Here is a 14,118-nt window from a genome sequence, read left to right as displayed (position 1 = left end):
ATGAGCAAGCAGATCTTCAACCTCCCTGACGTCGGCGAGGGTCTGACCGAGGCGGACATCGTCTCGTGGAAGGTCAAGCCCGGCGACACGGTCGCGATCAACGACGTCCTGTGCGAGATCGAGACCGCCAAGAGCCTCGTCGAACTCCCAAGCCCCTACGAGGGCACGGTCCTCGAGCTCCTCGCACCCGAGCACGAGACGATCGAGGTCGGCTCGCCGATCATCGCCATTGGCACCGGGGCGCCCGCCGCCAACGGAGCGGACGACGGCGGGGCCTCGCCGAGCGCTCAGGCCGCCCCGGCCGCCGCCGCCCCCGCCCAGGCCGCCGCCGCCCCCGTTGCCCCGGCCGCCGCCGCCCCCGCCCAAGACCCGGTCGCGCCAGCGCCCGCCGACGCCGCGGAGGCGGTGAACGCCCCGGTCCCGCAGATGCAGGAGCCGGGCGTCGAGAGCGGCCCCCTCGTGGGTTCGGGCCCGAAGGCGGACGCGGTCAAGCGCCGCCCCCGCAAGCCGGCGGCAACGAATCCGAGCTCCCCGGCCGCCAGCCCCGCTCCGGCCGCCAGCCCCGCCCCGGCCGCCAGCCCCACCCTGGCGCCAGCCCCCCAAGTGACGCTGCCCCCGGCTCCTGTCCCGGCCGCCAGTGCGGAGGTGAGCGGAGAGGGGGGCGAGGGCACCGCCGTCGCCCGTTTGCTGACTCGTGTCCTCGCGAAGCCGCCCGTGCGCCGCATCGCGAAGGAACTTGGCATCAACCTGGCCGACGTACCCGCGACGGGTGCGCGCGGTGAGGTCACGCGCGCGGATCTCGAGTCGTACCAGGCGCAGCGCGAGCGCGAAATCGCGGCCGCCCCCACGTTCTGGGAGCCCGCGAAGAAGCCGCAAGACCAGCGCGTCGAGGTCGTCCCCGTGCGCGGCGTGCGGAAGGCGACCGCGAAGGCCATGGTCGATTCGGCGTTCTCGGCGCCGCACGTGAGCATCTTCGTGGATGTCGACGCGTCACGGACCATGGAGTTCGTGCAGCGGCTCAAGAAGTCGCGCGACTTCGAGGGAATCAAGGTCTCGCCACTGCTCATCCTCGCGAAGGCGGTCATCTGGTCCGCCGCTCGGAACCCGAGCGTGAACTCGGAGTGGGTCAGCTCGCCCAAGGGCGACGAGATCCACATCAAGCACTTCATGAACCTCGGAATCGCCGCGGCGACCCCGCGGGGGCTGCTCGTGCCGAACATCAAGAACGCCCAGGATCTCTCCCTCAAGGAGCTCGCCGTGGCGCTCAACGAGCTCGCCACGACTGCCCGCGCGGGCAAGACGAAGCCCGCGGACATGCAGGGCGGCACGCTCACGATCACGAACATCGGTGCGCTCGGGATCGACATCGGCACGCCGATCATCAACCCCGGCGAGGTCGCGATTGTCGCGTTCGGGACTATCAAGCTGAAGCCGTGGGTCGTCTCGGGCGAGGTCATTCCGCGCTGGATCACGACGCTCGGCGGCTCCTTCGACCACCGAGTGGTCGACGGCGACCTCTCCGCCCGCTTCATGGCGGACGTCGCGGCGATCATGGAGGAGCCGGCGCTCCTGCTCGACTAGCGGTGCTCGGGGCGGCCGGCGGAGCCTACGGCGCTCGAGCGCGGAACCCGGGTGCCAAGCGGCACTCGGGTTCTGTTCGCGCCTTGTATCGCCCCGCCGTCGGGCGCACAATGTGCGCAGCAGCCGGGGCACACCTGGCACAGCGCGCGCCACCCCGGATGCGGGAGGTCGATCCATGTGACTGCGTCCATGGGCGCGGGGGCCGTGCGCGTCCCGACGGGCCGCGAGATTATCGCCCGCCTCGAGCGCCTCGAAGTGTGGAGCCTGTCCTACCTGTTTATCGGGATCATCGGGCTGGGCTTCCTGTTCACGTTCTACGACATCTTCGATATCAACGTCTCGTTCATCCAGACGTGCGTCCAGCTCAACAAGGGATGCACGCCGGAGAGCGCCCTCGGCGCGCTCCCGCTCCCGGTCCTGTTGAATCTCGCGGGCTATGTGGTGGGGACGCTCGTCCTGAGCCCCATCGCCGACCGGATCGGCCGGCGGAACATGCTCATGGTCACGATGCTCATCACGGGTCTCGGCTCGCTCTACAACGCGTTCGTGGGCGATTATGCGAATTTCAATATCGCCCGCACAATTACCGGCATTGGAATTGGCGCCGACCTTGCCATTGTGAATACGTACGTGAACGAGGTCGCGCCGCGGCCAGCGCGCGCCAAATTCACGACCATCATCTTCATCATGTCCGCGCTCGGCGCCTTCGTGGGCATCTGGCTCGGGCTCATTCTCACAACGCCGGCCACGCCGTGGCCGCTCGGGCTGCCGTTCGCTGCGGCCGGGCCGAACTTCGAGAGCGGGTGGCGGTGGATGTACGGCGTCGGCGCGATCCTCGCCGTGATCGCCGTGCTGCTGCGGTTCGAGCTTCCCGAGTCGCCGCGCTGGCTCATCGGCCAGCACAGGTTCGAGCAGGCCGACAGCGTGGTCCGTTCGATGGAGCAGCGCGCCGCGAAGCATGGTGTGCTCGCCGAGCCGCGACTGGCCGACGTGTACGGCGCGGTGACCCCGGCCTCGCCCGTACCCTACCGGGACCTGTTCAGCCGCCCGCTGTATGTGCGGCGGATCATTCTCCTGTTCTTCATCTGGTTTATCGGGTACATCACGGTGTATTCGTTCGCGGCGGGATTCACGGTGGTGCTCTCGGCCCTCCAGTACCCGCCGCCGGAGGCGGGGGTGATTGCCGCCGTCGGGACGCTCGGCTTCGTCGCAGAAGCCGCGATCATGAGCGCGATCGTCGAGAAGCTCGAGCGCCGGTCCTGGCTCCCGATCGCCGCGGGCGTGACCATCCTCGGGTCGATCGTCGTCTCGATTGCCGGGACGAGCGTCTGGCTGTCCTTCCTCGGCGCGATCCTCATCTTCGCGGGCTTCAACCTCTGGGTCTCGCCGACGTACGCGCTCACGGCCGAGTGCTTCCCCACCCGCGCTCGGACCACCGGGTTCGCGCTCGTGGACGGCGTGGGGCACATCGGCGGCGGAATCGGCGTCATGGTCATCGCGCCGATCCTGCCGCAGCTCTCGGTGTTCTGGGCCCTTGGGCTGATCTCGGTGTTCCTCGTGATCGCGGCGGTCCTCGTCCAGTTCACGCCGCACACCCGGAACCGGCATTTGGACCACATCTCGCCGTGAGCGAGGCCTAACTGTCGTCCTTGCGGTTTGGTGATCTGCTTGAGTTGGAGAACCACGGCTTCCCGCCAGGGATTGTTGCAGCAAATATTCCGAAAATGATTGCCAGCATGAGAACGGTGGAGTCGCTTGGCCTGATCTGCTGCCAACCGGTGGCCCAATACAGCAGCCATTGGGCGGCATAAGTCCCGCTGACTGAGACGAGGAACAGGAAGACGCGGCCCTTCCAAGACATCGGGGTTCGCAGCAGGGGACTCTGCTTCACGTTTCCGCCCTTAGCATGCGGCATCCCAATTGATCCCTCCCCCGAAGACTCCGAAACCGAAGCAGGTCGGCCATCCGATTCCGGCGCTGAAGGCTCCAATGGCCCCGCAGATTGCGCCTGTCGCCGCGGCATAACCTACCTGGGCGAAGGCACTCTGCCAACACCTGTAGCCCCAGCCCGCGGGTTTCACTCCTGGCCGCGCGTGAGCGACTGCCGAATCAATTGTGAGGAGACGCGAGTGATCGCCTTGTGTTGCCGAGTCGGCCGAGAGCACGACGTTTGGCTTTCCATCGATGTCTCGGACTAGGTTGAAGGACTTGCCTTTGATTCGAGTAATGAAGGAATCGACCTGTTGCTGTGTGAGAACCGCTGCGAGTCCACCGATCCCGCCGTTTTCTGGCGATCCGCTGAACTCGGTGAGAAACCGCGTAAATTCAGGGCTTGACTTCAGGCTCCGCAGTCTCTGATCGTAGCCCTGCGGGTCAGTTTGCCGCGCCCGCCCGATGATCATCGAGATGGGTGTGCCCCTCGGGTCGTTGGCCATTGCAACGGCGACTTCCTTGCCCGAACTCGAGTCTCCGGCGGCGTGCTGGGACGAATTCGCAGCGGCGGGTACTGCTCCGCTCGCCAGCCCCGTCGCGCCCAACACAGCTACCAGAACCGTAACTAGCGCCCTCGCCCGCTTGGTCCCCAAGATCTTCACATCATCCCCCACCGACGTCCCGATTGATACTAGGCAATCTATGGGGATTAATTAGATGCTGAGTTCCGAGATCGCGCCTGTTGCGTGTTCAACGAGCCCGAACTCAGTGGTCACGGCCTCTCATGCGCACCAAATACGTGACGGTGCGAGATACGCAGAACCTCGCAAGGAAGCGGAGATGGTAGCTGAAGCGCCCGCCACAGGGACGCGCACCTGAGTGAGGTCAGCGTGCCCGCAGCGCCTCCGCGATCCGCTCCGCGACGGCGTCGGGCTGGCCCGTTCCGTTGACGCGGAGCACAAGGCCGCGTTCGTCGTAGGCGGAGATGAGCTGGGACGTTTCGCTCGCGTAGACCTCGAGCCGGCGAGCGATCACCTGGGGCGTGTCGTCGGAGCGGCCCTGTTCGGCAGCGCGAGCGAGGATTCGCTTGAGGATCGCCTTCTGGTCGGCTTCAAGAACGACGACGGCGTCCAGTTCCGCCACGCGCGATGTCAGGATGAGGTCCAACGCGTGCACTTGGTCGACCGTCCGTGGGTAGCCATCGAGAATGAAGCCCTCAAGGGCGTCCGGCCGCGCGAGCCGGACTTCGACGAGACGGTTCGTGACGTCGTCGGGCACGTAGCCGCCGGAGTCGAGCACTCCCTTGATCTGAAGCCCGAGCGGCGTCTCGTTCTGGACCTGTTCGCGAAAAAGATCGCCCGTGGAGATCGTCGGGACGCCGAGGTCGCGTGCCAGGCGCTCCGCTTGAGTTCCCTTCCCCACGCCGGGTGGGCCCATGATCAGGATCCGGTTCATGGATACCTCCGTTGACGGGGGGACCGTGCGCACGCCGTGGTCGATAGTGTGCGCCGACTTACTACACTCGGCAACAGGCTGGCCAACCGCAGACTGGTCGGCAGATGATTGGCCCGCGTCAGGCCGCTGCCGGCGGTTAGTACCCGCCTCAGCGGAACGCGCCCACGCCCGTGAGGCGCCGGCCGAGGATGAGGGTGTGGACCTCGTCCGTACCCACGTACGTGCGCACGGATTCAAGGTTGTTGGCGTGGCGCAGCGGCGAATAGTCGAGCGTGATGCCGTTGCCGCCGATGATCGTGCGCGCCTCGCGGCAGATCTCGATGGCCTCGCGGCAGTTGTTGAGCTTCCCGACGCTGATCTGGTGCGGCTCGAGTTTGCCGGCGTCCTTGAGCCGGCCGAGGTGGAGCGCCAGGAGGAAGCCCTTGTTGATCTCGAGCGCCATGTCCACGAGCTTCTGCTGCGTGAGCTGATACCCCGCGAGCGGCTTGCCGAACTGGAGGCGCTCCCGCGAATACGCGAGCGCGTCCTCGAACGCGTCGCGCGCGGCGCCCATCGCGCCCCACGCGATCCCGTAGCGCGCCTCGTTGAGGCACGAGAACGGCCCCCGCAGCCCCACTGCGCCGGGCAGGACGGCCCCGGCGGGCAGGCGAACCTCGTCCAGTTCGACGTCACACTGGATCGACGCCCGCATCGAGAGCTTCGGCTCGATCGCCCTGGCGATGAAGCCCTTGGCGAGGGTCGGGACGACGAAGCCGCGCACGCCGTCGTCCGTTTGCGCCCAGACGACGGCGACGTCCGCCACCGAGGCGAGCCCAATCCACCGCTTCGTGCCGGAAAGGACCCAGCCTGCGTTCGGTCCCGCGCCGTCGCGACGCGCGAAGGTCCTCATCGACGAGGGGTCCGAGCCCGCGGTCGGCTCCGTGAGGGCGAAGCAGCCGATCGCCTCGCCGGCCGCGAGCCGGGGGAGCCACTCGTCGCGTTGCTCGTCGGAGCCGTGCCTCGCGATCGCCGTCATGGCGAGCGAGCCCTGGACGGAGACGAACGTTCGGAGGCCCGAGTCGCCGGCCTCGAGTTCGGCGGCGGCGAGGCCGTACTCGACCGCGGACCGGCCCGCGCAGCCGTGCCCGGTGAGGTGCATGCCGAGCAGGCCGCGGCGCCCCAGCTCGGGGACGATCTCGAGCGGGAAGTGTGCGTCCTCGTACCAGCGGGCGATGTTCGGCCTGATCTCGGTGCGCACGAACTCGCGCACGCGGTCGCGGAGGGCGAGTTCCTCGGTGCTGAGGAGGGAATCGAGGGCGAGGAGGTCGGCGGGATCTGAGACTTCGGCGTCCATGGGCCCAGAGTAGCGAGCCGTGGCCAGTCGTCGGGTGGGAGGTGGCCGGTCGTTGGGTGGCAAGGACCCAGCAACGGGGTGGCAAGGACCCCGCAACGGGGTGGCAAGGACCCCGCAACGCTGTGGGCCGCGGCGTAGGGTTGAGCGTGTGACCGGAACCACTCACGCAGTCCGCCTCCCCGACCACCTCCGCTTCTCGACCTCGCCGCAGGCCCATTCCGCAGCGATCGTCCAGGGCCCAAACTACCGCTTCACGGTCCTCACGTCGCAGCTCATCCGCCTCGAATACAGCGCCACGGGCGAGTTCGAGGACCGCGCCTCGCAGGTGGTGCTCCACCGCGAGCTCGAGGTCCCCGAGTTCCGCGTCGTGGACGAGCCGCATCGACTCGAGATCGTCACGAAGCACGCCCACCTCGTCTACGACAAGCGCGAATTCACGGCCCACGGCCTCTCCATCAAGGTCCTCGGCAGCGTGAGCAACTACCACTCGGTGTGGCATTACGGGGAGCCGGGGGAGACGAACCTTGGCGGCACCGCCCGCACGCTCGACGGCGTGGACGGACAGTGCGAGCTCGAGCCGGGCCTCATGTCCCGCTACGGCTTCGCGACGCTCGACGACAGCGAAACGCTCGTCTTCGACGACGCCGGCTGGCTCACCCCGCGCGGCGACGGCGAAACCCCAGGCACGGACGTGTACTTCTTCGGCTACGGCCGCGACTACCGCGGCTGCCTCCGGGACTTCTACCGCATCTCCGGCCCGACGCCGCTCGTGCCCCGCTTCACGCTGGGCAACTGGTGGAGCCGCTACTACCGCTACACCGAGGACGAATACCGCGGCGTCGTGGAACGCTTCGACGCCGAGCGCATCCCGCTCTCGGTCGCGGTCCTCGACATGGACTGGCACCTCACGGAGATCGATCCCGTCCATGGGAGCGGCTGGACCGGCTACACGTGGAACCGCGAGCTGTTCCCGGACCCCGAGGGCTTCGCGCGCTGGCTCCACGGCCGCGGGCTCGCGCTCACGCTCAACGTGCACCCCGCGGACGGCATCGCCGCGCACGAGGAGGCCTACGAGCGCACGGCGCGCGCCCTGGGTCTCGACCCCGAGGCCGGCGACGCGATCGCGTTCGACCCCACGGACCCCGAATTCCTCGGCGCGTACCTCCGCGAAGTCCACCACCCGCTCGAGGAGGCCGGCGTCGACTTCTGGTGGCTCGACTGGCAGTCGGGCCCGTATTCGCGGGTCCGGGGCCTCGACCCGCTGTGGGTCCTCAACCACGTGCACTTCCTCGATTCGGCCCGCAACGGCCGCCTCCCGCTCACGTTCTCGCGCTACGCGGGCCCGGGCAGTCACCGCTACCCGATCGGCTTCTCCGGCGACACGATCGTCACGTGGGAGTCGCTCGCGTTCCAGCCCTATTTCACCGCGACGGCGTCCAACATCGGCTACGGCTGGTGGAGCCACGACATCGGCGGCCACATGTGGGGCTACAAGGACGACGACCTCGCCGCGCGCTGGGTCCAGCTCGGCGTGTTCTCGCCGATCAACCGGCTGCACAGCTCGTCGATGCCGTTCACGGGCAAGGAGCCGTGGCGCTACCGTGCGGACGCCGAGGCCGCCATGGCGGACTTCCTTCGCCTTCGGCACCGGCTCGTGCCGTACCTCCACACGATGAACCACCGCGCGTTCGCGGAGGGCCGCCCGATCGTCGAGCCCATGTACTACGAGTACCCCGAGGAGGGGGACGCGTACGAGGTGCCGAACCAGTTCTTGTTCGGCACCGAACTCATGGTCGCGCCCGTCGTCGAGCCGCGGGACCGCGCGCTCAACCGGGCGAGCGCGCCCGCGTGGCTCCCGCCGGGCGTCTGGATCGACTTCTTCACCGGCACCGTCTACCGCGGCGGCCGCCGGGCCCGCCTGTACCGGACGCTCGAGACGATGCCCGTCCTCGCGCGCGCCGGCGCTATCGTGCCGATGGCGCATCCGGACACGCTCGGCAACGGCACCCCCTCGCCCGAGCGCTTCGAGCTGCGCGTCTTCGCGGGCGCCTCGGGCGAGTTCACGCTCATCGAGGACGACGGCGGCGCCGCGGCCGGGGAGCGCGGGCATCAGGTCCGCACGCCCCTCCAGTTCGACTGGGAGGGCGGCCGGCTGACCGTCAGCCCCGCCGAGGGCGCGGCCGACGGCGTGCCCACCGTGCGCTCGTGGGAGGTCGTGATCGCTGGCGTGCGCGAGCCGTCCGCGGTGCGGGCCGAGTCGGCCGGCGGCCGGCTCGACGCGGCTGTCGCGTACGACGGCGGCACCAACACCCTGCGCGTCACGGTCGAGGAGGTCGACGCTGCCGCTGGGTTCACGCTCACGGCCGAGGGCGGCCTTGCCCTCGCGCGCAACCGCATGGTCGGCGCCGTCGAACGCCTCCTCGACGACGTCCACGCGGAGATCGCCGTCAAGGGGAAGATCTTCTCGTGCGTGACCTCGGGCCAGTCGCCCGCGGCCGTCGTCGCGGGGCTGTCGGGGCTCGATGTCGAACCGGGGCTGCTCGGCGCGGTAGTCGAGCTCGTCCTCGCGGACGCCGAGTAGGGAGGCCCGGCGGCCTCGCGGGCCCGTCATGTGCGTGCACATCGGCGGGCCCCTGGCCGCCCTGTGGCAAACTGGACCGCGTGGTGTGGGGGCGTTCAGGGAGCTACGCGGCCGCGCGCGCGATCACGGAGGCGCTGCAGCCACCCCTTGTCGTCGCGATCATGATGCTGCTGAGCCCGGCCGGCAGCCCCGGTTTTCCGGGCACCTTCTGGTTTGGGCTTGTCGCGGCCGTCCTCACGTGCGGGGTTCCGTTCGTCGTGCTCGTGGCGCTCGTGCGCGCGGGGAAGGTCACCGACCACCACGTGAGCGATCGCCGGCAGCGCGGCCCCGTCCTCGGGCTCTCGCTCGTGATCGTGCTCGCGGGGCTCGGCCTCCTCGGCCTGCTGCACGCGCCGGCCAGCGTCATGGCGATGGTCTTCGCCCTCGTCGGCGGGATCGCGCTGCTTGCCCTCGTGAGCCTCTTCTGGAAGATCAGCGGTCACGCCGCGGCGATCACGTCCGCGGCGGTCTCGCTCCTGTTTCTTTTCGGTCCGGCCTGGTGGCCGCTGCTGGCACTGGTGCCAGCCGTGATCTGGTCCCGGCTCGTGCTCCGCGCCCACACCCTCGCCCAGCTGCTGGCGGGGGCTGTGTTCGGCGGGGGCGTTGTGGTGGGCCTGTGGCGGGGGCTGCTCGCGTGGTTCGGCTGAGCCCCCGCTGCTCTGGCTAGCCAACCCGGCCTTCTCACCCCGGCCCTAGCCCAGGAGGCGGTGGCTCGGGCCGTCCGGTGCCTGCCACGCCGTGTCCTTCGCCTGGTCGATGGCGCGCGAGAGCTCCGCCCCGCGGCGCCAGGCCGCGCGCAGTGAGCTGAGCGCCCGCCGCGCCCCGGATTCGCGATGTATCGCGACGCGGCCCTCGTGGCGCGCCTGGGTGGGGCTCGCCGCCGTCGTTCGGTGAAGCTGGCTCTGTCCCGCGATGCTGCTCATGTGTGGTCCCCTTTGCTCGTCTCTTCCCCTGTCCCACGTCCAGTGTCCTCGCCGATGAGGACAGGGTCGGTCCGCTAGATTTCGAGATATAACGCGTTGATGAAGTCACGATATATCTCGACTAGACATCCCACAAGGCCTCGGCGAGTTGAGGACAGAAACTGTCCTTAGAGCGCGCGATCATAGTTCCATGGCAGACACGACCCAACGCGTCCTCAGCCTGCTCAACCTCCTGCAGTCGCGTCCCGTGTGGACCGGTGCGGAGCTCGCGGAGCGGCTCGGCGTGACGACGCGCAGCGTGCGGCGCGACGTCGAGCGGCTGCGCGAGCTCGGCTACCCGGTGCGCGCGGAGCACGGGACCGGCGGCGGCTACCAGCTCGGCGCGGGCAAGGCCCTCCCGCCGCTCCTCCTCGACGACGAAGAGGCCGTCGCGGTGGCCGTGAGCCTGCGGCTTGCGGCGGGCGGGACCGTGGCGGGACTCGGCGAGGCCGCCGTGCGCTCGCTCGCGAAGCTCGACCAAGTGCTGCCCGCGCGGCTGCGCGCCGAGGTCAAGGGCGTCATCGAGGCGACCGTGAGCCTCGACAGCCCAGTGACGACCGTCGACGCCGACGTGCTCGTCGCGCTCGCCCGCGCCATCCGTACGCCCGAGCGCGCGACCTTCGACTACACGAAGGCCGACGGCGAGCGCGGCGAGCGCCGGGTCGAGCCGTACCGGCTCGTGGCGGCCGGGCGGCGGTGGTACCTCATGGCGTGGGACCTCGACCGGGACGACTGGCGCACGTTCCGGCTCGACCGCATGGCCGTGGCGCGGGGGACCGGGTGGCGCTTCAAGCAGCGCGACGCGCCGGACGCGGTCGAGTTCGTCCGCGCCTCGATCACGCAGGCCCCCTACCGCTTCGTCGCGAAGGTGCGCATCGCTGCGCCGGCCGAGGAGGTCGCGGTCCGCGTGCCCTCGACGATGGCGGTCGTCGAGGCCGACGGCGCGGGGCACTGCGTCCTTACCGCGGGCGCCGACAATCTGGAGTACATCGCGTACCACGTGGTGCGGCTCGGCTGGCCCGTCACGGTGCTCGACCCGCCCGAGCTCCGTGACGCGATGCGGGACCTGGGGGAGCGGCTGGCCGCGGCGGGCGGCTGAGCGCGCTTCGTGCGGCGGGCTGCCGGGTAGTCGCGTCCGAACGAGCGTAGCCTCATCCCATCCGGCGTCGATCCCGCAAACGCCCCGCGCAACCCCAAGGAGAAGCCGCCCGCATGGCCCCCGCCAAGGCCTTTCTCGCCGAGCTGCGCGCCGCCCTCGGGGACCTCGTCGACGACTCCTCTCTGGCCCGCGGGCTGTACTCGTCGGACGCCTCGAACTACCGCGTGGTCCCCGAGGTGGTGGTCCTGCCCGAGTCGGTGGAGCACGTGATCGCCGCCGTGGCGATCGCCCGCGCTCACGGGGTGCCGGTCACGGCGCGGGGCGGCGGCACCTCGTGCGCGGGCAATGCGATCGGCCCGGGGCTCGTGATCGACTTCTCGCGGCACATGGGCCGGTTGCTCTCGATCGATCCCGACGCCGCCACCGCCGTCGTGGAGCCGGGCGTCGTCCTGAGCACCCTGCAGGAGAAGGCCGCGCCGCATGGCCTGCGGTTCGGCCCGGATCCCTCGACGGCGAGCCGGTGCACGATCGGCGGGATGATCGGCAACAACGCGTGCGGCCCGCACGGACTGGCCTACGGGCGGACCGCGGACAACGTCGTGTCGATGACGTGGCTGACAGGTCGCGGCGAGGTCATCACCGTCGGCGCCGGGGACGGCGCGCTCGACGCGGTGCCGGGGCTCGAGGCGTTCGTCGCGGACAACCTCGCGGTGCTGCGCACCGAGTTCGGCCGCTTCGGCCGGCAGATCTCCGGCTACTCTCTCGAGCACCTGCTCCCCGAGAACGGGCGCAATCTCGCGGCCGCGCTCGTCGGCACGGAGGGCAGCTGCGGGATCCTGCTCGAGGCAACCGTGAGGCTCGTGCCGCGCGCGGCGGCTCCCGCGCTCGCGGTGCTCGGCTACCCCGACATGGCGACAGCGGCCGACGACGTTCCGAACCTCCTGCCCCTGCGCCCCCTCGCGCTCGAGGGGCTCGACGCCCAGCTCGTCGACGTGGTCCGCCGCGCGCACGGCGCTTCGAGTGTCCCCGCGCTGCCCGCGGGCGGGGGCTGGCTTATCGCCGAGGTCGGCGGCGCGACCTCTGAGGGGGCGGTCGCCGCCGCGGAAAGGCTCGTCGCCGCGTCGACGGCGAGCGACGCCGTCGTCCTCCCCGCCGGGCCCGACGCGACCCGGCTGTGGCAGATCAGGGCCGACGGCGCCGGGCTGGCCGGGCGCACCGCGGCGGGGGAGCAGGCCTGGCCGGGCTGGGAGGACTCGGCGGTCCCGCCAGAGCGGCTCGGCGGCTACCTGCGCGGCCTCGAGGCGCTCATGGCCGAGCACGGACTCTCGGGGCTCGCCTACGGGCACTTCGGCGACGGCTGCGTGCACGTGCGGATCGACTTCCCGCTCGAGCGGGATGGCGCGCTCATGCGCCGCTTCCTCGAGCGCGCCGCGGCCCTGGCCGCCGAGCACGGCGGCTCGCTCTCGGGCGAGCACGGCGACGGGCGCGCCCGCTCCGAGCTCCTGCCCACGATGTACAGCCCCGCGGCGATCCGGGCGATGGAGGCCTTCAAGGCCCTCCTCGACCCCAAGGACCTCATGAACCCGGGCGTCGTCGTCCGCCCGGCGCCGCTCGACGCCGACCTGCGCAGGCCGCAGGCGCTGCCGCTGCTCGCGAGTGGCGGCTTCGCGTTCGCGCACGACGGCGGCGACGTCACCCAAGCCCTGCACCGCTGCGTGGGCGTGGGCAAGTGCCGCGCCGACCCGCGCGGGCAGGGCGGGTTCATGTGCCCCTCGTTCATCGCCACGCGCGACGAGAAGGACTCCACGCGGGGCCGCGCCCGCGCGCTGCAGGAGATGCTCAACGGGGGAGTCTTCAGGCTCGGCTGGCGCTCGCCGGAGGTCCACGAGGCGCTCGACCTGTGCCTGTCCTGCAAGGCGTGCGCCACGGACTGCCCCACCGGGATCGACATGGCCATGTACAAGTCCGAGACCCTCCACCAGACCTACAAGGGTCGCGTGCGCCCGCTGAGCCACTACACCCTCGGCCGGCTCCCCGACTGGCTCCGGCTCGCCGCGCCCGTTGCACGGCTCGTGAACCTTGCCGGGCGTGTGCCGGCCCTGCGCAGGGCCATGATGACGCTCATGGGCGCCGACCCCCGCCGCTCCCTGCCCCCGCTGCCCGCGGCGCCGTTCCGCTGGGACCGAGCCGCCCGCCGTCGTCCGTCCGTGTCGGCGCATTCAGGCGATGGCAAGCCGCCCAAGGTCTTGCTCTGGGTCGACTCCTTTTCCGACGCCCTCGACCCCGGCATCCCGCGCGACGCCCTCACGGTTCTTGCTGCCGCGGGAGCCGACGTCGAGGTTGCCGGGCCCGGCGCGTGCTGCGGACTCACGCTCGTCTCCACCGGCCAGCTCACCGCCGCCAAGGCCAGGCTCCGCAGAACCCTGGACCTGCTCATTCCGCGCGTGCGGGAGGGCCGGGCCGTGATCGGCCTCGAGCCCTCCTGCACGGCAACCCTCCGCTCCGACCTGCTCGAGCTGCTGCCCGAGGATCCGCGTGCCGCGGAGCTCGCCCGCTCGGTCATGACCGCGGCCGAGTTCCTCACGGCGATCGGCTGGGAGCCGCCGAAGGCCGCGCAGAAGCTCCTCGTTCAGCCGCACTGCCACCACTACGCCGTGATGGGCTACGGCCCCGACCGGGCGCTGCTCGAGGCGATGGGCTGCGACGTCGAGACCTCGGCCGGGTGCTGCGGCCTCGCGGGGAACTTCGGCATGGAGAAGGGCCACTACGAGGTCTCCGAGAGGATCGCCCGGGGCGGGATCCTCGCCCACGCCGCGGCCGCGCCGGATCGGCGCATCCTCGCCGACGGATTCTCCTGCCGCACCCAGGTCCGGGACCTCGCCGGCCTCGAGAGCCGGCACCTCGTCCAGATCCTTGCCGAGGCGATCCGGGCGGACGCGAGCTGACCCCCCCGGAGCCCGCGCTCCAGCCCGTTTCATCGCCGCCGATTCCGTGTTCCGCCGCGACGCGCCGCGTCGAGGACCGGTTGGGAAGCAACAACTGGACGCGAGCGCGCCCCCGCCGTCCGGGGCCGCCTGCGAAAGTCTCCGTGCCGCGCGGGCCCTTGCCCTCGCCCGGCCGAACCGATGCAATGAAC

At 70.4% G+C, this 14,118-nt stretch carries 9 protein-coding genes; 6 read left to right on the top strand and 3 right to left on the bottom strand.

Going from position 1 to position 14,118, the window contains the following annotated elements; all coding sequences use genetic code 11:
• Complete coding sequence (locus ACOKR1_RS19425) at nucleotides 1-1,581, top strand: dihydrolipoamide acetyltransferase family protein (RefSeq protein WP_422934523.1); 1,581 nt, start codon at nucleotides 1-3, stop codon at nucleotides 1,579-1,581.
• A gap of 177 nt (nucleotides 1,582-1,758) precedes the next feature.
• Entirely contained in the window at nucleotides 1,759-3,210 is a 1,452-nt protein-coding gene (locus ACOKR1_RS19420; RefSeq protein ID WP_422934522.1) for an MFS transporter, read from the top strand.
• A gap of 1,188 nt (nucleotides 3,211-4,398) precedes the next feature.
• Here the strand turns inward: ACOKR1_RS19420 and ACOKR1_RS19415 are convergent.
• Nucleotides 4,399-4,968, bottom strand: a complete 570-nt coding sequence (locus ACOKR1_RS19415; RefSeq protein ID WP_422934521.1) for an adenylate kinase — start codon at nucleotides 4,966-4,968, stop codon at nucleotides 4,399-4,401.
• Between the two features lie 148 nt (nucleotides 4,969-5,116).
• The gene (locus ACOKR1_RS19410) at nucleotides 5,117-6,301 is read right to left on the bottom strand and encodes an acyl-CoA dehydrogenase family protein (RefSeq protein ID WP_422934520.1); all 1,185 of its coding nucleotides are present in this window, start codon (nucleotides 6,299-6,301) and stop codon (nucleotides 5,117-5,119) included.
• A 148-nt stretch (nucleotides 6,302-6,449) separates the two neighbouring features.
• Between ACOKR1_RS19410 and ACOKR1_RS19405 the strand changes: the two genes are divergently transcribed.
• Together ACOKR1_RS19405 and ACOKR1_RS19400 are read left to right on the top strand one after the other, a co-directional pair.
• Nucleotides 6,450-8,882, top strand: coding sequence for a TIM-barrel domain-containing protein (locus tag ACOKR1_RS19405; protein ID WP_422934519.1), 2,433 nt, complete (start codon nucleotides 6,450-6,452; stop codon nucleotides 8,880-8,882).
• 80 nt (nucleotides 8,883-8,962) lie between these two features.
• Complete coding sequence (locus ACOKR1_RS19400) at nucleotides 8,963-9,568, top strand: phosphatase PAP2 family protein (protein WP_422934518.1); 606 nt, start codon at nucleotides 8,963-8,965, stop codon at nucleotides 9,566-9,568.
• 45 nt (nucleotides 9,569-9,613) lie between these two features.
• Here ACOKR1_RS19400 and ACOKR1_RS19395 read toward each other — a convergent pair whose 3' ends face one another.
• Nucleotides 9,614-9,844 carry a hypothetical protein gene (locus ACOKR1_RS19395; protein ID WP_422934517.1) on the bottom strand — a complete coding sequence of 77 codons (231 nt, stop codon included), beginning with the start codon at nucleotides 9,842-9,844 and terminating at the stop codon, nucleotides 9,614-9,616.
• Between the two features lie 190 nt (nucleotides 9,845-10,034).
• On the opposite strand from ACOKR1_RS19395, the gene ACOKR1_RS19390 reads away from it, so the two are divergent.
• Together ACOKR1_RS19390 and ACOKR1_RS19385 are read left to right on the top strand one after the other, a co-directional pair.
• Nucleotides 10,035-10,982 carry a helix-turn-helix transcriptional regulator gene (locus ACOKR1_RS19390; protein ID WP_422934516.1) on the top strand — a complete coding sequence of 316 codons (948 nt, stop codon included), beginning with the start codon at nucleotides 10,035-10,037 and terminating at the stop codon, nucleotides 10,980-10,982.
• 113 nt (nucleotides 10,983-11,095) lie between these two features.
• Nucleotides 11,096-13,927 carry an FAD-binding and (Fe-S)-binding domain-containing protein gene (locus ACOKR1_RS19385; protein ID WP_422934515.1) on the top strand — a complete coding sequence of 944 codons (2,832 nt, stop codon included), beginning with the start codon at nucleotides 11,096-11,098 and terminating at the stop codon, nucleotides 13,925-13,927.
• Nucleotides 13,928-14,118: the final 191 nt, after the last annotated feature.

Source organism: Sinomonas sp. P47F7 (genome assembly GCF_049332655.1).
GTDB lineage: Bacteria > Actinomycetota > Actinomycetes > Actinomycetales > Micrococcaceae > Sinomonas.
This window is presented reverse-complemented; position numbering and strand designations above follow the sequence as displayed.

Bases quoted from the DNA above. Each gene is read 5' to 3' on its own strand.
- ACOKR1_RS19385 (WP_422934515.1), top strand. From the start codon at position 11,096: ATGGCCCCCGCCAAGGCCTTTCTCGCCGAGCTGCGCGCCGCCCTCGGG.
- ACOKR1_RS19425 (WP_422934523.1), top strand. From the start codon at position 1: ATGAGCAAGCAGATCTTCAACCTCCCTGACGTCGGCGAGGGTCTGACC.
- ACOKR1_RS19390 (WP_422934516.1), top strand. From the start codon at position 10,035: ATGGCAGACACGACCCAACGCGTCCTCAGCCTGCTCAACCTCCTGCAG.
- ACOKR1_RS19415 (WP_422934521.1), bottom strand. From the start codon at position 4,968: ATGAACCGGATCCTGATCATGGGCCCACCCGGCGTGGGGAAGGGAACT.
- ACOKR1_RS19410 (WP_422934520.1), bottom strand. From the start codon at position 6,301: ATGGACGCCGAAGTCTCAGATCCCGCCGACCTCCTCGCCCTCGATTCC.
- ACOKR1_RS19395 (WP_422934517.1), bottom strand. From the start codon at position 9,844: ATGAGCAGCATCGCGGGACAGAGCCAGCTTCACCGAACGACGGCGGCG.